Origin of the sequence: Micromonospora sp. Llam0 (assembly GCF_003751085.1) — a bacterium.
In the GTDB taxonomy this organism is placed as follows: Bacteria; Actinomycetota; Actinomycetes; order Mycobacteriales; family Micromonosporaceae; genus Micromonospora_E.
The window spans coordinates 1,114,820-1,133,675 of sequence record NZ_RJJY01000001.1; the positions used below are offsets into that span (position 1 = coordinate 1,114,820).

At 70.0% G+C, this 18,856-nt stretch carries 15 protein-coding genes; 10 read left to right on the plus strand and 5 right to left on the minus strand.

Annotated features, from left to right (window positions below; all coding sequences use genetic code 11):
- Positions 1 to 178 precede the first annotated feature (178 nt).
- From EDC02_RS42515 to EDC02_RS05080, 3 genes are all read left to right on the plus strand, one after another.
- Positions 179 to 2,797, plus strand: a complete 2,619-nt coding sequence (locus EDC02_RS42515) for a rhamnogalacturonan lyase (RefSeq protein ID WP_158632055.1) — start codon at positions 179 to 181, stop codon at positions 2,795 to 2,797.
- Between the two features lie 94 nt (positions 2,798 to 2,891).
- A complete protein-coding gene (locus EDC02_RS05075) occupies positions 2,892 to 3,374 on the plus strand; it encodes a type II toxin-antitoxin system PemK/MazF family toxin (RefSeq protein WP_123600945.1) in 483 nt (160 codons plus the stop codon).
- 129 nt (positions 3,375 to 3,503) lie between these two features.
- Positions 3,504 to 4,787, plus strand: coding sequence for a glycosyltransferase (locus EDC02_RS05080; protein ID WP_123600946.1), 1,284 nt, complete (start codon positions 3,504 to 3,506; stop codon positions 4,785 to 4,787).
- Positions 4,788 to 4,807: 20 nt separating this feature from the next.
- Here EDC02_RS05080 and EDC02_RS05085 read toward each other — a convergent pair whose 3' ends face one another.
- Positions 4,808 to 5,458, minus strand: a complete 651-nt coding sequence (locus EDC02_RS05085) for a DUF4360 domain-containing protein (RefSeq protein ID WP_233605746.1) — start codon at positions 5,456 to 5,458, stop codon at positions 4,808 to 4,810.
- 482 nt (positions 5,459 to 5,940) lie between these two features.
- Between EDC02_RS05085 and EDC02_RS05090 the strand changes: the two genes are divergently transcribed.
- Positions 5,941 to 6,588 carry a DUF4360 domain-containing protein gene (locus EDC02_RS05090; protein WP_123600947.1) on the plus strand — a complete coding sequence of 216 codons (648 nt, stop codon included), beginning with the start codon at positions 5,941 to 5,943 and terminating at the stop codon, positions 6,586 to 6,588.
- A gap of 72 nt (positions 6,589 to 6,660) precedes the next feature.
- On the opposite strand, the gene EDC02_RS05095 is transcribed toward EDC02_RS05090, so the two are convergent.
- Both EDC02_RS05095 and EDC02_RS05100 read right to left on the minus strand, forming a co-directional pair.
- Positions 6,661 to 7,269, minus strand: coding sequence for a hypothetical protein (locus tag EDC02_RS05095; protein ID WP_148083329.1), 609 nt, complete (start codon positions 7,267 to 7,269; stop codon positions 6,661 to 6,663).
- 10 nt (positions 7,270 to 7,279) lie between these two features.
- On the minus strand, positions 7,280 to 8,896 hold the full coding sequence (locus EDC02_RS05100) for a glycoside hydrolase domain-containing protein (protein ID WP_233605747.1): 1,617 nt from the start codon (positions 8,894 to 8,896) through the stop codon (positions 7,280 to 7,282).
- 140 nt (positions 8,897 to 9,036) lie between these two features.
- On the opposite strand from EDC02_RS05100, the gene EDC02_RS05105 reads away from it, so the two are divergent.
- Positions 9,037 to 9,999, plus strand: coding sequence for a threonine/serine dehydratase (locus EDC02_RS05105; protein ID WP_123600949.1), 963 nt, complete (start codon positions 9,037 to 9,039; stop codon positions 9,997 to 9,999).
- A 460-nt stretch (positions 10,000 to 10,459) separates the two neighbouring features.
- Here EDC02_RS05105 and EDC02_RS05110 read toward each other — a convergent pair whose 3' ends face one another.
- On the minus strand, positions 10,460 to 11,191 hold the full coding sequence (locus EDC02_RS05110) for a hypothetical protein (RefSeq protein WP_123604515.1): 732 nt from the start codon (positions 11,189 to 11,191) through the stop codon (positions 10,460 to 10,462).
- A 326-nt stretch (positions 11,192 to 11,517) separates the two neighbouring features.
- Between EDC02_RS05110 and EDC02_RS05115 the strand changes: the two genes are divergently transcribed.
- Together EDC02_RS05115 and EDC02_RS05120 are read left to right on the plus strand one after the other, a co-directional pair.
- On the plus strand, positions 11,518 to 13,326 hold the full coding sequence (locus EDC02_RS05115; RefSeq protein WP_123600950.1) for a glycoside hydrolase family 6 protein: 1,809 nt from the start codon (positions 11,518 to 11,520) through the stop codon (positions 13,324 to 13,326).
- A gap of 78 nt (positions 13,327 to 13,404) precedes the next feature.
- On the plus strand, positions 13,405 to 14,139 hold the full coding sequence (locus EDC02_RS05120; RefSeq protein WP_123600951.1) for a cellulose binding domain-containing protein: 735 nt from the start codon (positions 13,405 to 13,407) through the stop codon (positions 14,137 to 14,139).
- Positions 14,140 to 14,307: 168 nt separating this feature from the next.
- Here EDC02_RS05120 and EDC02_RS05125 read toward each other — a convergent pair whose 3' ends face one another.
- Positions 14,308 to 16,254 carry a hypothetical protein gene (locus tag EDC02_RS05125; protein WP_148083330.1) on the minus strand — a complete coding sequence of 649 codons (1,947 nt, stop codon included), beginning with the start codon at positions 16,252 to 16,254 and terminating at the stop codon, positions 14,308 to 14,310.
- Positions 16,255 to 16,493: 239 nt separating this feature from the next.
- Here EDC02_RS05125 and EDC02_RS05130 point away from each other — a divergent pair, with 239 nt between their 5' ends.
- The 3 genes from EDC02_RS05130 to EDC02_RS05140 are packed head-to-tail and all read left to right on the plus strand — an operon-like array spanning position 16,494 to position 18,848.
- A complete protein-coding gene (locus EDC02_RS05130) occupies positions 16,494 to 16,883 on the plus strand; it encodes a hypothetical protein (protein ID WP_123600953.1) in 390 nt (129 codons plus the stop codon).
- 4 nt (positions 16,884 to 16,887) lie between these two features.
- On the plus strand, positions 16,888 to 17,826 hold the full coding sequence (locus EDC02_RS05135) for an FAD:protein FMN transferase (protein WP_123600954.1): 939 nt from the start codon (positions 16,888 to 16,890) through the stop codon (positions 17,824 to 17,826).
- A complete protein-coding gene (locus EDC02_RS05140) occupies positions 17,823 to 18,848 on the plus strand; it encodes a ferric reductase-like transmembrane domain-containing protein (protein ID WP_123600955.1) in 1,026 nt (341 codons plus the stop codon). The genes EDC02_RS05135 and EDC02_RS05140 overlap by 4 nt, the downstream gene beginning before the upstream one ends.
- The last annotated feature ends 8 nt before the right edge of the window (positions 18,849 to 18,856 follow it).

Consider the following 18,856-nt stretch of genomic DNA (forward strand, 5'->3'; position numbering starts at 1 on the left):
TCGGTCCGGATGGAACGGTTCATTCCCGGGTTCTCTCCTTGACACGCTGCCGAACATATCCATAGCCTTCAGTGGATTGTATCGTTTCATTCAACTGTCACGGGTGCCTGACACCGTCACCGGGCCGGCCGGTCGGCCAGAGCCGGCCGCGCCGCCCGTCGACCGAGGAGATTCCGGTATGAACCGTCGTACCCGACGTCGCCGTCCGCACCGTCCACCCACCGCCGCGGCGTTGCTCGCCACCGTCTGCACGCTGGCCCTCGGCGTACCGGCCGGCGCCGCGCCCGCCGACCGGACCGACGATGTCCGGGGCCCCGCCGGCGAGCCGACCGGCGTACCGACCGGAGGCGGCCACCCCGACGCCGTCCAACTCGAGCATCTCGACCGCGGCCTGGTCGCCGCCGCCACCGACCAGGGCGTCTTCCTCAGCTGGCGGCTGCTCGGCCACGAGGTGACCGGCTCCGCCGCCACCGGCATGACCGGGGCAGACTTCCATGTCTACCGGGACGGCCGGCGGCTGGCCACCGTCACCGACAGCACCAACTACCTGGACACCGACCCCGTCACCGGTGCCGGCTACCAGGTCGCCGCCGTGGTCGACGGCGTCGAGGTCGACCGCAGCGATCCGGTGCACCCGTGGTCGCAGCCCTACCATGACCTGCCGCTGCGTCGACCCGCCGACGGGGTCACCCCGGCCGGCGAGGCGTACACCTACTCCGCCAACGACATGAGCGTCGGCGACGTCGACGGCGACGGACGGTACGAGTTCATCGTCAAATGGGACCCGTCCAACTCCAAGGACGTCTCCCAGGTCGGCTACACCGGACCGGTCTACCTCGACACGTACCGGCTGGACGGCACCCTGCTGCACCGCATCGACCTCGGGGTCAACATCCGGGCCGGCGCCCACTACACCCAGTTCCTGGTCTACGACTTCGACGGCGACGGCCGCTCGGAGATGATGCTCAAGACCGCCCCCGGCACCAGGACGATCAGCTACCGGCCCGACGGCCGGGTCGCCGACGAACGCTACGTCACCATGCCGGAATCCGACCGGCGGGCCGGCTATTCGCACCGTGACGACTACCGGATGTCCGCCGCCGACTACCACGACCACCTGGTGGCGATGTTCCAGGGCTGGCACGCCCACCCGGAGGTGGTCGCCGGCAACTGGCCGGCCACCCTGGAAGCGGCGTTCGGCATCGAACCGGCGTACGACTATCCGCTGTCGCGGGCCGACGCGCAGGCCCTCGCCGACCACTTCGTCGACGTCTACGCCCCGGCCCGCAGTGCCCGCAACAACCTGCGCGCGTTCGAAGGCTTCATCGTCGACGGCCCCGAGTACCTCACCGTGTTCGACGGCGCCAGCGGGCGGGAGCTGCAGACCGTCCGGTACCAGCCCGGCCGGCACGACGACGGCCTGATGTGGGGCGACTACGCGATGTCGCGCATCGAGCCGGGCAACCGGGTCGACCGGTTCCTCGCCGCGGTGGCCTATCTGGACGGCCGTCGGCCGTCGGCGGTCTTCGCCCGCGGCTACTACACCCGATCCACCCTGGTCGCCTACGACTGGGACGGGCGCCGGCTCACCGAGCGGTGGTACGTCGACAGCGGCTGGACGCCGATGACCAACCCGTTCGACGACTCGCCGCACGGCCGCGACGGCACCGACGACGAGTTCGCCACCATCACCACCCAGGGGCAGCACTCGATCAGCGCGGCCGACGTCGACGGCGACGGCCGGCACGAGATCGTCTACGGTGCGGCCACCATCGATGACGACGGGAGCCTGCTGTACAGCGCGTTCGCGCAGCTGCCACCGGGCAGCGCGGCACCGGGCACGATGGCCCGGCTCGGTCACGGTGACGCCATGCACGTCACCGACATCGACCCGCACCGCCCCGGCCTGGAGGCGTACCTGGTCTTCGAGGGCGGGCGGTGGGCGCCGTACGGGCACGGCCTGCTCGACGCCGCCACCGGTGAGGTGATCTTCGGCGCGTACTCCGGAGTGGACACCGGCCGGGGAATGGTCGGGGACGTCGACCCGGAGCGCCCCGGCCACGAGGTGTGGGCGGTCAGCGGACTCGGTCTGCACACCGCCACCGGCGAGCCGCTCGGCCCGCAGATCCCCGGCACCAACATGAGCATCCGGTGGGCGGCCGACGGCACCACCCAGATCGTCGACGGCGCCATCGACCAGACCCCGACGATCGACGACTGGCGCCGGGGTCGGCTGCTCACCGCCGAGGGCACCCGGACCAACAACCACACCAAGGGCAACCCGGGCCTGGTCGCCGACGTTTTCGGCGACTGGCGGGAGGAGTTGTTGCTACGGACGGTCGACAGCACCGCGATCCGGATCCACCTGAGCACCGAGGTGACCGACCGCAAGATGTACACCCTGATGCACGACCCGCAGTACCGCGCCGAGGTGGCCCGCCAGCAGACCACCTACAACCAGCCGTCGTACCCCGGCTTCTACCTGGCCGCCGACACCGACTTCGGCCAGGTGCCGGTGCCGGATCTCTGGGCACCGGGCAGCCTGCCCGCGCTGCGGACCGCGTACGACGGATTCCGCCGCGACGGCGCGATCACCGGACCGGTCACCCACCGGCTGTCCGCCGCGCTGCATCAGGCGCAGTGGCACCTCGACCGGGGCCGCACCGGCCAGGCGACGCGGGCCCTGCAACGCTTCGTGCACCATCTGGCGCATCCGCACCGGCGCGACCGGGTCGACGCGACGGCGCAGGCCGCGCTGACCCACCAGGCCCGGACCGTCCTCGGCATGCTCGGCTGACCGGACCCCGACTGACCGGAAGCCGGCCAGCGGTGCGCGGCGGGGTGAGCCTGTCGCGCACCGCTGGTGTCGCCTACCGATAGGGTCGTCGGTCGTGGGAAGACTGTGGCAGGGCGTGACCGCGACGGTGGGCCGGCTGGCCGGTCAACGCGTACCGGCGCAACGGCACCCGACACCGGCGAAGCTGGCCCGGCGCCGGCAGGTGGCCGCGTTGCAGCGGCGGCAGCTGTCGTACGCCCCCGAGCTGGACGGACACGCTGATCCCGGCGAGATCGTCTGGACCTGGGTGTCGTACGAGGATGACCCCCGGCAGGGCAAGGACCGCCCGGTCCTGGTGGTGGGCCGGCGCAGCCGCACCCTGTTCGGGCTGATGCTGTCCAGCCAGTCCGACCGCGACGGGCAGCGGCACTGGCTGTCGCTGGGCACCTGGGGCGACGACGGCCGGCCGAGTTGGATCCGGCTCGACCGGGTGCTCACCATGCGGGAGGACAGCATCCGGCGTGAGGGTGCCATCCTCGACCGGGGCCGGTTCGACCGGGTGTGTCAGGCGTTGCGTGCCGGTTACGGCTGGTCCTGACCGGGCCACCGCCCGTCGGTGACCGGCGACGACGAAGCTTGCCGTCGGGCACAATTCGCCGACACGTCATGATCGTGTGCCCTGCCCGCCGCTCGGCGGTTGCCATGCTGGCCGGATGGTGACGGCATCATGAGGATCGTTCGGCTGGCGAATTTCATCACCGGCAGCTCCGGTGGGTTACGGACCGCGCTGCGGGAACTCGGCACCGGCTACCTGGCCGCCGGCCACCAGCCGGTGCTGGTGGTGCCGGGGGCGGCCGACGCGGATGAGGACACCGCGCAGGGGCGGGTGATCACCGTCGCCGGGCCGGTGGTGCCCGGCACCGGCGGCTACCGGGTGCTGCTCGGCCGTTCCCGGGTACGCCGCCTGCTCACCGAGCTCGCCCCGGACCGGCTGGAGGTCTCCGACCGCACCACGCTGCGGTGGACCGGACAGTGGGCGCGGCAGCACGGCGTACCCGCGTTGATGGTCTCCCACGAGACGCTCGACGGCCTGTTGCGGTTGCCGTTCGGCGTCCGATCCGCCGGCCCGGCGAAGCTGACCGACCGGATCACCGAGCGGATCGCCGACCGGCTCAACGCGGCGACCGCCGCCGCGTACGACCGGGTGGTGTGCACCACCGAGTGGGCAGCGCGCGAGTTCACCCGCATCGGGGTGGACAACCTGGCCCGGGTGCCGCTCGGGGTGGATCTCGACCAGTTCCATCCCCGTCGGCACGACGAGGCGGTACGCGAGCGGTACGCGCCCAACGGTGAACTGCTGGTGTTGCACTGCGCCCGGCTGTCCGCCGAGAAGTGCCCGGAGCGGGTCCTCGCGGCGCTGGCCGCGCTGCGCGACCGGGGCGTACCCGCCGTCGGGGTGATCGTCGGCACCGGCCCTCGTCAGGCGGGTCTGCGCGCACACGCCGTCGAGGCCGGGCTGACCGTGCACTTCGCCAACTACGTCGGCGATCGCGACGAGGTCGCCCGGCTGCTGGCCAGTGCCGACGTGGTGATCGCACCCGGGCCGGTGGAGACCTTTGGGCTGGCCGCCCTGGAAGCCCTGGCCAGCGGAACCCCGGTGGTGGTCGCCGCGGAGAGCGCGCTACCGGAGGTGATCGGAGACGCCGGGCTGGCGGTGGCCGGCGGCGGGCAGGAGTACGCGGACGCGATCTGCGAACTGGCCGGCCGACCGGTGGCGGCGCGCCGCGCGGCGGCCCGTCGCCGGGCGGAGGGCTTTCCCTGGTCGGCGGCTGTCGACGGCTTTCTCCGCGCCCACCGGGTCGCCGCCGGCGCTGACCAGACTGCCCGCGCTGACCAGTTCGCCGGCGCTGACCGGACTGCCCGCGCTGCTCGCTCCGGGTTCGAGCCCGAGTCCGGCACCGCGTACGACAGCGCCGGGCGTGGGCATCGATCTGCCCGCGCCCGGCGCTGATCCGCTGGCGGATCAGGTGGTCAGCACCTGACCCAGTCCAGGTTGAACAGGGTGTCGACGTTGCCTTCGGTCGTGATCATCGACATGCTGGCCTGGCCGTTGGAGGTGCCGGCGTCCACTCGCAGCTCGGTGTTGATGTTCAGCACCCGCTGTTGCCCACAGGGGAGGTACAACAGCACCGGTGCGTGATCCGCGGTGGCCCAGAAGCCGTTGTACGGTCCGCCGAACGTGGCGTCGGTACGGCTGTTGTCGGACGAACCCTGCCAGTAGTAGTTCGTCCGCTGCCGGCCGGTCGCCCCGCTGGGGATCCGGGCCCTGCCCCGGTAGTCCGCGGTGGCGACCGCGAAGGTCCAGCCGGCCGGCACCTTGACGAGCACACCGAGTTGGCAGTTCTTCCGGCTGTCCGTCGGGTCGGCCCCGTCACCGACGGTGGCGAGGAAGTCGTAGTAGCGGATCCGGAACCCGGTGTTGTCGGGGTTGGCGACGACCCTGGCCGTGCCGGGCGCGCAGCCCGAACCGCTGGCGGCCACCACCTCCACGGTGATGTCGCTGTCCGGCACGGCGCTCGACGTCGCCGGAGAGGCATGGGCCGGAGCGGTCAGGGTCAGCGCGAGAACCGTGCCGAGTGCGGCGAACATTCCGTGTCTCGCGCCGGTGAGGCTTCTTTTCATTCCGTTCCCCTCGGGGTTCAGGTTATGACGGCTGGGGCACACACGACTTTGCGGAACAACCGCGCCGTTGATCTTTGTCCGCTGGACCCTTTGGATCATGGGGGATTGGGTCCAGGGTTTTTCGGCGGGGCGTCCTGCGAAAGGATGATAGCGACGAGCATCGATTCATGCAAGCATCTGCCAGAGTCGATGTGTTGATATTGGTTCTGCCCAGGTCGCGTGCCGTGTGCCCGTTTCGGTGGGATCAACTAGCCGGTCATTGGAGGCAATTGGGTCGACCTTTTGGGATGTTTGTGGATGATTTGCGCGGTTGGTGCGGTCGCCGCCTGCTCCGCCGACTGGGTCGGGATGGTCGGTGGCGAGACGGCATGCGATCAATTTCTGAAACTCTCCGTGGCAATTAAATTTACGTTGACAACCATCAATGTCTGTACGTAGATTGTTGCGCACGCATCGTCGCATCACACATCGGAGGAGGTTTCATGCGCAAACTGCTGACGCGTGGCGGCGTGGTGCTTGCGTTGCTCGCCTCATCGTTGATCTCGGGCGCACCCGCGTCCGCCAAGGGGATCCTGGATGACCCACCGGATGACCATGTCGTGATCGATCTGGTCGCGATGGCGGGTTCCGGTTGTCGGCCGGGTACCGCCGACGTCGCCGTCTCGCCGGACAACACCGCCTTCACCACCATCTACAGCGACTACCTGGTACAGGCGGGTCCGGGTATCTCGGTCACCGAAGGTCGCCGGAACTGCCAGCTCAACGTGCTGGTGCACGCGCCGGCGGGCTACACCTTCGCGATCGTGAAGGTGGACTACCGCGGCTACGGGCTGCTCAGCCCGGGTGCCATCGCCACGCAGCGGGCCAACTACTACTTCCAGGGAATGACTCAGGGCACCTTCAGCAGCCATCCGATTCCGGCTCCGCTGGACGACAACTGGATGGTGAGCGACGAGGTGCCGATCGCCTCCGTGGTCTGGCATCCGTGTGGCGAGATCCGCAACCTCAACATCAACACCGAGTTGCGCCTGAGCAAGGGATCGTCGACGGACGTCAGCTTCCTGACCATGGACTCGACGGACGGCAGCATCGAGACGATGTACCACCTGGCCTGGCAGCCCTGCCCGTGAACTGACTGACCCCTACCCGACGAGGGTGGCCGGTGTGACCGGCCACCCTCGGTCGGGCACGTCGGCGCCGGCCTACCCGGCGACGACCGCAGGTGTCCGACGCGCAACGTGGACGCCGGGCCTCAGCCGGGCGGCGACCCGGGTCAGAGCCCGGCCACCGGGCCGGGCCGTGACGTGAAAGTGCGAGGCCGTCGCTGGCGACAGGTCACCGCCCCAGGCCACGGTGCCCTCGCAGTCGGCGAGAATGTCCCGCACGACCGCCTCCTGATGCGGCCACAGCGACTCGCTACCGCCCAGTGGAAAGGCGGCCGGGTGCAGGGCGATCGCGGTGCCGGAGAGGTAGTTGGACTCGAAGGCGATGCGTGCCGCCCGGTCGGCAGCGTAGCCGGCGACGCCGCCGCCTTCGCCGGTGTCGACCGGGCCGATCTCGTAGTGCCAGCGGCGGGCGACGTGCAGCAGCACCACGGCGGTGAGACCGTGACGCAGCGCCACCGAGGCGGTGGAACCCTCGATCCGGTGGACACCGATGGCAGCCGGATCGATCCGCCAGCCGTTCGCGGACACGCCGTGAATCTCGTTTCGCGCCTCGGCGACATCGGTCGCGTGGGCGGCGCCGGTGGGCGTCAGGGCGAACACGCCGGTGCCGACAGCGCCGCCGAGCAGGACACGTCTGCTGATCATGTCGGGCTCCTCACTCACTGCCGGGTACGAGCGCGGCGACACCCGGATCGGCTCCGTCCCGCCAGACGTCGTGGTCCAGCCCCCAGCCGGGCGCGAACTGGTACTCGCGGATCTGGTTGAACGACCAGTTCGCCGGCAGCGGGAAGCCGAGATTGCCGGAGTAGCCCCAGGACATCCCGGAAACCAGCGACCATCGGGCGCCGACCTCCTGCGAGACGCGGCTGCAGACGTTGCGCGAGCCGTAGACTCCGAACTGGTAGCGGTCGCCCAACTCGGCGAGCGCCGCCCTCACCCCTTGGAAGTACGGCTTGACCCCGCTGTCGATGTCGACGTCCAGGGCGTCGAAGTCGACCGCGAAGTAGATGCAGGTACCGGCGGGGATCCGGTGCTCGACGGCCTTCTGATGGGCGATCCGGCCCTGGTCGTACCCTTTGGGGTAGGTGAAGTTGACCAGCTGGGTGCCGTTGTACTGGAAGATCGGGAAGAACCGCAGCCCGGCGTCCAGGATGGTCTGCGGCTCACCGGGCTTGAGTGCCTTGTCCAGGAAGTACGGGTCCGACGGCGGCAGGTGCTCGTCGAGGTACCGCCCGACGATCCGGTAGCCGGCTGCGGCGAGCTGCTCGCCGCGGGCCGCGGTGATCTCGGTGATGCAGTCGCAGCCGGTGGCGGACCGGCCGGTGTCGCCGCAGGAGACGAGCAGCTGGGCCCAGGTGGTGTAGTCGTTGGTGCCGCTCTCGGGGATCTGCGAGAAACGCTGGAAGGCGCGCAGCCACGCCAGGTGGGTGGCGGTCTCCACATCGGTGTCGATGTCCTGCGGGTGGTACGCCAGCGGCAGTTGCGGATCGCCCGGCAGCAGGGTCGGCGAGTTGACGTAGCAGGCCGACCGGAACAGGTACCGAAGATCACCGGTGAGCCGGCCGGAGCCGACCCCACGCAGCCCGGCCTGGGTACCCGGGCCGAAGTTGCCGTTGATCGAGCCCAGCGGGATGCCGACCTCGTACTGGATGGCCATCATCAGCCCTTGCTGCACGTCCCGGGAGTAGATCCCGTCGCAGGGCACCAGGCTCATCGCCGGAATGCCGACGCCGGCCACGTAGCGCGAGTTCAACCGCTGCTGGATGCCCCGGACGACGCTGTCCCCCTGCGGCACCAGATGGAACTGGTCCATCCGCAGCATCGCCCGCGCGACATGCGGCCACATCGCCCGACGAGCCGACAGCCCGGCGTACGACAGCCCGGCGTCGGCGTAGAGCTGACTGAACGAATCCTCCGAGTCGGCGGTCCAGATCCCCTGGTCGGTGGCGGCCCAGTAACCCTTGCACCACAGCGCGGCGTTGTAGATGCGGACCAGGTTGGTGTTGGTCTCCTCGGCCGGTAGCCGGTTGCGCGTGCGGACCGCGGCGAAGGTGCCGGGCCCGAAGTTCTGCACCGTCGGCGAGATGCCGAGCTCGTACTGCAGCCCCTGGGTCAGCGACAGCACGGTCGGCCAGCCGGTGCGCCCGTCCTCCGGGCAACTGAGGTATCCCGGCGCGCCGGCATAGGTGGCGTTGACCCACTGCTGGGCCGCGAGTACATGGCTGTCCGCCAGGCTGGTCCATGGCGTGCCGGAACTAATCATTTCAGACATCCCCCGCGCTGTCGTCCGATGAAATGGACGATACGGCGCACCGACCGGGTTGTAAATTGTCTGTCGTCGATCAACATTCCGGCCGGACGTGAGCTGAGGGGGACGGTGCCGGAGCCCCGCCGTGGCGTATCGTCCCGGCCGTGCCCAGGACACGCCTCGATCTCGACCGGATCCACGCCGCACGCCAGGTGATCGACCCCGTGTTCCTCGATACGCCGATGTACCGGTGCGACGCGTTGGGACGCCAGCTCGGCTGCACCGTGAGCATCAAACTGGAAACCGCGAACCCGGTCCGCAGCTTCAAGGCCCGGGGCGCCGAACTGGTGGCGAGCGGGCTGGCCGGGCAGGGCCGGACCGACGTGGTGTGCGCCAGCGCCGGTAACCTCGGTCTGGCGCTCAGCTGGTCCGGACGCCACCGCGGTTTGGACGTCACGGTCGTGGCGTCGCGGTCGGCGCCGGTGGCCAAGCTCGACCGGATCCGCGCGCTGGGATCCGCGCTGGAGTTGGTCGACGGCGACTTCGAAGCGGCTCGTGAGCGGGCTGCGCGTGTCGCGCGACGGCGCCGCGCCCGGCTGGTCGAGGACAGCTTGGACGTCGAGACCTGTGAGGGCGCCGCGACGATCGGCGTTGAGCTGGTCGGCGGCGTACCCGACTTCGACACTGTGCTGCTTTCCCTGGGCGGCGGTGCGCTGGCCAGCGGTGTCGGCTACGTTCTGAAGGCCCTGGCCCCCGGCGTCGAGGTGATCTGCGTGCAGCCCGCAGGCGCGTCGGCGATGACCCGGTCCTGGCATGAACGGCGGGTCGTTACCACCGAGTCGGTCGACACCATCGCCGACGGTGTCGCCGGCCGGCTCCCCATCCCAGCGGTCCTGGCCGACCTCGTCACGGTGGTTGACGACGCCGTACTCGTTCGCGAGTCGTCGATCGTCGCGGGCATGCGGCTGCTGCTCGAGCATCCGGGACTGATCGTCGAGCCGTCAGCCGCACTCGGCGTCGCCGCCGTGCTGGAGGACCGCGACCGCTTCGCCGGGCGGCACGTCGTCACGGTCGTCTGCGGCAGTAACGTCGATCTGGGTGCCTATCGACGCTGGGTCCACCGGTGACCCGGTCAGGGTATGGCGAGGCCCGGAGAGCTGTCCTGTCTCCGGGCCTCTGGGCTGCCGCCCATTTGCTGTCGTCAGCACGTTTAAAAGGGACGGATCACTCTTCATGACGCCGGGTTTTGCCCTTAAACTACCGCGCCGCGTTGGAGGCGCGAGCTGGAATCGAACCAGCATCCAGCTGTCCCTGTCCGTCCCTCCTCGACCTGACGACCGGCGGCGAATGCTGAGCGTGGAGCGAGAGCCTGAGTGTGTGGCGGCTGCCTCTGCCAGTTGGGCCACCCCGGTGTGGCTGGTACCGGGGGCGGGGCTCGAACCCGCACTGGGACCGCTTCGTCAGATTCGTCGTCAGCTTCAGCTTGGTGCTCCTCTGCCGTCAGCCGGTGTGAACCCGGCTGACGGCCACCCCCGGGGCTCAGTCCGGGGGAGACTGTGATGGTATCCAACAGCAGGTGTTCCGCGACTACCCGAACAGGTAACCGAAGACCGTGTCGCCGATGCGCTGGTCGGTGACCTCGGCGCCGTTGGCCTCCTCGCGGGCGAACTTGACCGCGGTCTGCAGCGCCGCGATCCGGTCCAGCAACTCGTTGACCCGCCGGGCCGGCAGCGCACCGGAGAACTTGACCGTCGTCCAGTAGCCGACCGGTACGTCCTCGTAGTAGACCTCGACCTGCGCCGGGTGTTTGTCGGTCGCCTCGGCCTTGACGTGGTTGCGGGGCACCTTCTTCGTCTTGACCGTACGCACCGGTTCGGTACGCCAGGAGTCGGTCGACTCGTCGCGGCTCCACGACTCGGCCGCGTCCAGCACCGGCAACTTCTTGACGAAGGTGTGCAGGTCGACCAGCTGCTTCTCCAGGAACAGCAGGTACGACACCGGCGCGGCGGTGACCAGGGTCCGGCCGTCGACCACGACATCGGCGGTGGCCCGGGTGTTCGCCCAGTCCTTGGTGGCGGTCACGTCGAACAGCCGGGTCAGGGTCTTCGCCACGTCCCGCAGCACCTGCTCGGCGTGTACCTGCACCCGGGTCGACTCGGGCGGGAACTGCTCACCCTCCTCGTCCTTCGGCTGGTAGGTGCGGGAGATGCCGGACAGCAGCGGCTGCTTCTGCACCACGTGGTGCGCCTCGGTCAACTCCGCGAAGGACTTGCTCTTGACGCCCTTCTCCACCGCGATGATCTGGTTCAGCTTGGTCACGGCGATCATGCTCGCAGACGACATCAACCCGGTCGAGCGGATTCGCTGCGGCCGGTGCCGGCTGAACCGGTGATTGTATCGATCATTGTCGCGTGCCAGAATTCGCCTCAGCCGCACCGGGAGCCAACGCGAGCGGCTCGTTTCAGACCGAGGGGACAGCCGGGGGTGACCACCGTCCGGCGCCGGGCACTCCTCTCCCCAGCCCACCACGTCGACCGTCCTCGACCCGTGTGACCCGCACCGTCCGACCCAGACCGGGCCGGACCCGGTCGACAGTCGACACGTCGGCCCGTGGTGGCAGCCCTGCGGATCTGTAGGAGAACGCGATGTCATCCGTCCCGAGACGCACCGTACGCCGTAGTCTGCTGGCCGCCGCCGGTGCCGCCGTGCTGGTCGCCGCAGCCCTGATCATCCCCACCACCGCTGCCCACGCCGCAGTGGTCTGCAACGTCACCTACCAGGCCAACACCTGGAACGAAGGCTCCGGCGCGGGCGGGTTCACCGCCAACATCACCATCAACAATCGGCAGGATCCGGTCAACGGCTGGAGCCTGCGCTTCACCCTGCCGTCCGGTCAGACCCTGACTCAGGGCTGGTCGGCCAACTGGAGCGGCAGCTCTGGCGCGATTACCGCGACCAACGCCTCGTGGAACGGCAACCTGGGCACCGGGGCGTCCACCTCGATCGGCTTCAACGGGCGGTGGACCGGCAGCTACTCCAGCCCCACCGCGTTCACCCTGAACGGGGTGGCGTGTAACGGGGGCACCGGCCCGACGACTCCGCCGCCGGTCACCACGGCACCTCCGCCGGTCACCACGGCACCTCCGCCGGTCACCACCGCGCCGCCGCCGGTCACCACGCCGCCGCCGACGGGTGGGCCGCGGGTGGACAACCCGTACGTGGGTGCGGATGTGTACGTGAACCCGATCTGGAGTGCGAACGCGGCGGCGGAGCCGGGTGGTAGCCGGATCGCGGATCAGCCGACCGCGGTCTGGCTGGACCGGACGAGTGCGATCTACGGCAACAACAGCCCGACGACCGGTGACATGGGTCTGGCCGACCACCTGGACGAGGCGGTGGCGCAGGACGCGGCGAACGGCAGCCGGTCGTTGGCGATCCAGATCGTGATCTACAACCTGCCGGGTCGGGACTGTTCGGCGTTGGCGTCCAACGGTGAGCTGGGTCCGGATGAGATCGACGCGTACCGGGACGACTACATCGATCCGATCGCGGAGATCATGGGTCGGGCGGAGTACCGGAACCTGCGGATCGTGTCGGTGATCGAGATCGACTCGCTGCCGAACCTGGTCACGAACGTGAGTGGTCGGGAGACCGCTGTTCCGGAGTGTGACGTGATGCTGGCCAACGGCAACTACGTCAATGGTGTCGGCTACGCGCTGGCGCAGCTCGGTGCGGTGCCGAACGTGTACAACTACGTGGACGCGGGTCACCACGGCTGGCTCGGTTGGGACAGTAACTTCGGTCCGAGCGCGCAGATCATCGCGGAGGCTGCGAACGCGTCGGGTGCCTCGCCGTCGGACGTGCACGGTTTCGCCACCAACACGGCGAACTTCTCGGCGTTGCAGGAGCCGTACATCACGGTTGACGGCACCACCCGGCAGTCGAACTGGATCGACTGGAACTACTACAACGACGAGTTGTCGTTCGCGCAGGCGTTCCGGCAGCGGCTCGTGCAGGAAGGCTTCTCCTCTAGCGTGGGGATGTTGATTGACACGTCGCGGAACGGGTGGGGTGGTGCGTCTCGGCCGACCGGGCCGAGCAGTGCCAGTGATCTGAACACCCGGATCGACGAGTCGCGGGTCGACCGGCGGATCCACAAGGGGAACTGGTGCAACCAGTCGGGTGCGGGTCTGGGTGAGCGTCCGACCGCGGCGCCCGCGTCGGGTATCGACGCGTACGTGTGGATCAAGCCGCCGGGTGAGTCGGACGGTTCGAGTTCGGAGATCCCGAACGACGAGGGTAAGGGCTTCGACCGGATGTGTGACCCGACGTACACGGGTAACCCGCGGAACAACAACAACATGAGTGGTGCGCTGCCGGACGCGCCGGTTTCCGGGCACTGGTTCTCGGCTCAGTTCCAGGAGCTGATGGCCAACGCGTACCCGCCGCTGTGACCTGACCTCACGACCCGGGCGTCGGCCGCCGTCAGGACGACGGTGGCCGACGCCCGACCAGATCAAAGGAGTTCTCTGATGCTGCACCGGATCGGTGCCATGCTCGCCGTCTCGATCGTGACCATCGCCGGCTGGGCCGGCCCGGCGCAGGCGGAGCCCCGGCCCGCGACCGTTCCCACCCTGACACCGACCCCGGTGTGCCCGCCCGCACTGCCGCTGACGGGTTTGGTCGCCGGTGTGACCCAGACCAGCGTGACCGTGAGCTATTTCATGCTTCTGGTCGGCCCGCCGTGTGGCTACCTTCCGCCGGTCACGGTGACTCTGTTCACCAGTCGGACGGACGCGCAGCAATGGCGCGACCCGGTGGCGGAAAACGTGTCCGGGCCGGAACACAACGGCGACGTCACGATCGACGGGCTGACGCCGGACACCGAATACTGGTTCCGGTTCACCGACGCCGACGGTCGGCGAGACACCTACGTGCTCGGTGGACCCGCTCGAACCCTGCCGGTGACGGGTTGCGTCGCGTCCACCGTGGTGGACGCCAGTTGGATCGGTGGGTTCATCGCCACGGTCACGGTTCGCAACATCGGCACCGAGTCGATCGATGGCTGGCAGGTGTCCTGGCAGTGGCCGGGCGACGAGCGGATCCAGTCGATCTGGGGTGGACAGGCCGGCGACGACAGGTTTGCCGTCGAGGTGCGGAACGCGCCGTACAACGGCATGGTCGAACCGGACGGGACCACCACCTTCGGCCTGTTGGTGGCGACCAGCCGGGCCCCGACGGCGATCAGCCCGGACTGCACCGTCTGACCGGTAGGTGAACTCGTCCTAGGATGCTCTGCAGGCGGTGTGCCGGCTCACCCTGCGCGGCGGCGGCCCGCCCTTCGGGCGGCACCGGTGAAGCAGCCGCAGTCCGCGAGCAGAGCAGGAGCCGGGCGGCCTGGGCCGCCCGGCTCCTGATTACCAGTTACCTGCTGGTCAGGGCTGGCTACGTGGGCTGTCCGGGCCCAACGTGTCGATGAACTCGTGCGGTCCGGTCACCTCGGCAGCTGCCCGGGTCTGCTGCGCCCGGGCAGACATCTGCTCGGCCACGGTCCCGGCCGGCACTCCGGCCCGTCCAGCGGCGTCGACGACCTTCCCGTACGCCTGCTCGGCGAGGACCAGCGCGCGCCGGTAGTCGTGCCGGGCGAGCGCGTGCTCGGCGGCACCGATCAGCCGGTCGGCGGCCCGCAGGTCACGGTGGGCCCGGCCGGGGTGCGGACCGTCCAGCACCGACTCGGCGAGCCGGTTCGCCGCCTCGTTGTACGCGGCGGTGAGGAACCGGTCGCTGTTGTCCCGGTCGAACTGGCTGAAGTCCCAGTTCAGGTCGATGTAACTCATCATCGAGTTGACCTGGTCGCCGGACCAGGCGAAGAAGAAGTCGTCCTCCGGGCCGTAGTCGACGCCGGTCTCGCTGTCGTAGCCGTCGTGCGGGTGGCTCATCCCCAGGTGGTGTCCCACCTCGTGGATCAGCGTGGTGGTCAGACCGTAGCCGGCGTCGACGATCTCCGGGGAGACGAACGCGAAGACGTACGACTGCGTACCGTCGGTGTAGTTGTCGTCGGCGAAGCCCAGCGCCGGCACCGGGGTGCCGGCCGGCAACGCGTAGCTGAACACCGGCAGTTCGTAGTCGACCCGGTCCTGATCGTCGAGCACCCGGTCGAGTTCGAAACTGTTCTGCAGATAGAAGTTGGCGAACGGCGGGTAGCCCAGCTCCGGGTAGCAGGACTCGTCGTCGATCATCACCGCGTAGTAGCAGCGTTCGGCGTCACCTTCGAACGCGAGGTTCTGGCCGTCGTAGTCCAGCACGTTGCGCCACCGCAGTTTTCGCAACTCCAGCTGCAGCAGCTCCTCGTCGATGTAGCGGACGGACGCGTCGACGCCGTCCCAGCCTTCGTAGACGTTGCTGTCGATGTTGATCGACTTCGGCGGTTCGGTGCTCGGCAGCTCCGCCGGGTACAGCGGCGACGTGGTGAACAGCAGGTTGATCGCCACGTACCGGGTGATCAGGCCGAGGTCGCCGGCGAGCGCGTCGGGGGAGCGGTAGCCGTCGGCGGCGTACTCCCAGACCGGCGGCATCCGGTAGTCCTCGACGCCATTGCCGTCGAGGTCGGGATCGTCGACGTTCCAGTTCTCGGTCCACGATTCCGGCCCGGCCGACAGGTCGTGGAACCACACCCGGCGGGTGGAACCGAGGCCGTTCTCCTCGTCGTCGGCGGTGGTGCCGCCCCACGCGGAGATCTTCCGACTGTCCCGCTCGGCGCCGAAGTTGTGCCCGGTGTCCGGGTCAGGTTCGTCGGTCTTGGTGTAGACGTGGAACTTGAAGTCCGACCGGCCGAACCAGTTGATGAAGAAGATGGTGTTGCGCCGGGTGTCGACGCCGGCCGGTGGGTTGAGCGCCAGCCACCGCTCCACGCTCGGTGCGTCGATGTGGTGGTTGTCGGTGATCGTGGCGACGTTGCCCTGCTGCTCGTTGTAGAGCTCCTGGTAGGCGGTGAGCGGCGCGGGCGTGGCCAGCCGCTCCAACTCGGCGAAGAACCGGTCCTCGTACCACTTGTTCGCGTACCGGACGTGGTAGTCGTAGGTGTAGGTCAGGCCGAGCTTCTCGACCTGGTCGTACCACAGCCGGGAGCGGACCACCGGCTCGTAGCGCTGCGGCAGTTCGTCGAGGTACGTCGACCGGTCCACCTGCGTCCGGCTGTAGCCGAGGAAGACCACGTTGACCGGGACCTTCTCGGTGAGTGCCGGCGCGCCGCCCGGGTCGAGGTGCGCGAAGTGCGGCGTCGCCGCCTGACTGGCGGGTGCCGCCGCGACGATCATCAGCAGTGCCGCTGCCGCCGCTATCAGGGTTGCCGCTGTGGACCTCGTCGTTGTCCTTGTCGACATCCAGTTTCCCTCCGTTGACGACAGGTGGCCGCCGGTCCGGCCGTCCACCCGTGGCAGGGGCGGGCGCCCTCCGCTGTGGACACGGTGTCATCGATCATCGGCGCTGTAAATCCGCCGCCGGTAAAACCTGGCGGACCCGCCGGGGGTGTGTGCCCAGTCGGTTGAACCGGGCATCCGTCCGAGCCGTATCCCGGGTTGACGGCGGGTGGTCCGCCGAGCACGGCGATTCGGGAGGCCACGTGGGGGAGCGGGAGCTGGGGCTGCGACGGGTCACGATGATCACCGGCGGGCTGGCCGTGGCGAGCATCGCCGGCACGCTCGGCGTCGCCGTGGTGGCGCACGCCGATCACACAGCGGACCAGGACGCGAACACGCCAGCGGGCAGCGTACAGGGCGGCACCGCGCCGCAACCGGCCGGCGCCGACGGGCAGCCTGACCCGGACGAGGCAGGTACCGATCCGGGCGAGGCAGGTACCGATCCGGCGGCGACGGCCGGCGACGGGCAGGCCGCCCCGGGCGGCGCGACCGAACCGGACCAGCCGGTCGACCAGGCCCCGCCGACGGCGGAGTTTCCGCCGGTGACCGGCGGTGGTGGCGAACCCGGCCAGGCCACCTCCGGCGGGTCGTGAGGCGATGCCGCTGCTGGAGACCCTCCCGGTCGGGCCCGACTGTGCACAGTGGCAGGTGTGGGGGACGCTGGCCCGGGTGGTGGTGAGCGACCCTGCGGCGGTACCGGCGGCCCGGACGATCGTCGAGGACGTGTTGGCCGCCGTCGACGCCGCCTGCAGCCGGTTCCGCGCCGACTCCGAACTGGTCCGGGCGTGCCGCAGTGGAGCAACGCCGGTGCGGATCAGCCCGCTGCTCGCCGGCCTGGTGTCGGTGGCGCTGCGGGCGGCCCACGAGACCGACGGCGACGTCGACCCGACCGTGGGGTCGGCACTGTGCCGGCTGGGCTACGACGCGGATCTGCGCTGGGTGACCCTGCACGGCCGGCCCGCCGTGACACGGACCGTCCCGCCGCCCGCGGACTGGCGTCAGGTCCGGCTCGACGAGACCGAGCTGACCGTACCGGACGGGGTGCAGCTGGACCTGGGCGCGACCGCGAAGGCCTGGGCGGCCGACCGCGGTGCCCGGGACGTCGCCCGCCGGTGTCGGGTCGGTGTGCTGGTCGCCCTCGGCGGCGACATCGCCACTGCGGGGCCGGCCCCGGGCGGGCGCTGGCGGATCCGGGTGCAGGACCGTCCATCGGATCCGGCGTGCGTGATCGGTCTGCCGGCCGGCGGCGCGGTGGCCACCTCGAGCACGGTGAGCCGGCAGTGGACCGCCGGAGACGCCACGATGCACCACATCGTCGACCCACGCACCGGCACCCCGGCGGGCCGGGTGTGGCGCAGCGTCTCCGTGGCGGCGTACAACTGCGTGCGGGCGAACACGCTGAGCACCGCGGCGCTGGTACGCGGTGCGACCGCCGACCGGTGGCTCGCAGGTCTCGGGGCACCGGCCCGGCTGGTGGCCGGGGACGGCACGGTGCGGACCGTCGGAGGCTGGTCTGCGGAGGAGGAGACACAGTGACGGAGGCAGGGTGGTTCGTCGCGCGCGGCACCGGGGTGACGGCGCTCGTCCTGTTGTCGGTGGTCGTGGTGCTGGGGGTGGGCAGCAGGTCGGGCCGACCGGTGTTCGGCCTGCCCCGGTTCGCGGTGAGTCTGGTCCACCGCAACGCGGCGCTGCTGGCGGTCGGGCTGCTGACGGTCCACGTGGTCACGTTGCTCTTCGACCCGTACGCCAAGCTCCGGGTGTACGACCTGTTCGTGCCGTTCGGCGCCGAGTACCGGCCGCTGTACATGGGGTTGGGCACCCTCGCCAGTGACGTGATGCTGGTGCTGGTGGTGACCAGTCTGCTGCGTCGGCGGATCGGCGTGCGGCTGTGGCGGGTGCTGCACTGGCTGGCGTACGCCGCCTGGCCGGCCGCGCTCGGCCACTCGGTCGGAACCGGCACGGACAGCGGCGAGACCTGGATGGCGGCGGTCAACGCCGGATGTCTGGCGGCCGTGCTGGGCGCGCTCGGCTGGCGGGTGCTGCTGTGGGTGCGGCCCCGGTCGCGTCGGCGGGCCACCGACGACGCTGCTCGACCAGCGCGGCGGGCCCCCGGCGGCTCGCACCGGCGGTCGGGATCCGCAGCCGGCGAGGCGGCCGTCCGTACGCCGAGCGACTGGCACCGCGCCGACCCGCCGGGCGCCCACGCGCCTGCCGGTTATCCGTCGGCCGGTCCTGCCGGTCACCCACCTGACGAGTACCGGCCGCCCAGGGGGGCGGTGTGGGACCGCCCGCCTGCGGCGGCAGGTCAGGCAGAGCACCCGGTCGGTACCTACGTCGGCGGGCGGGCCACCGCCTCCGTACCGTCCAGCCTGCTGGACATGTACCGCAAGCCGGGATCGGTCTTCCAGCCGGCGGACCCGCCGGGCTGGCCGCCCGACGTCGGCGGCAACTTCGTCGACCAGCGATCGCCCGACGCCGGTGCCATCCCGCCGTACGGTGACTCCGGCGGCTATCGTGAGGATGACCCACACACGGTCTTCACCGGGTGGCGCCGTTAGGAGTGACG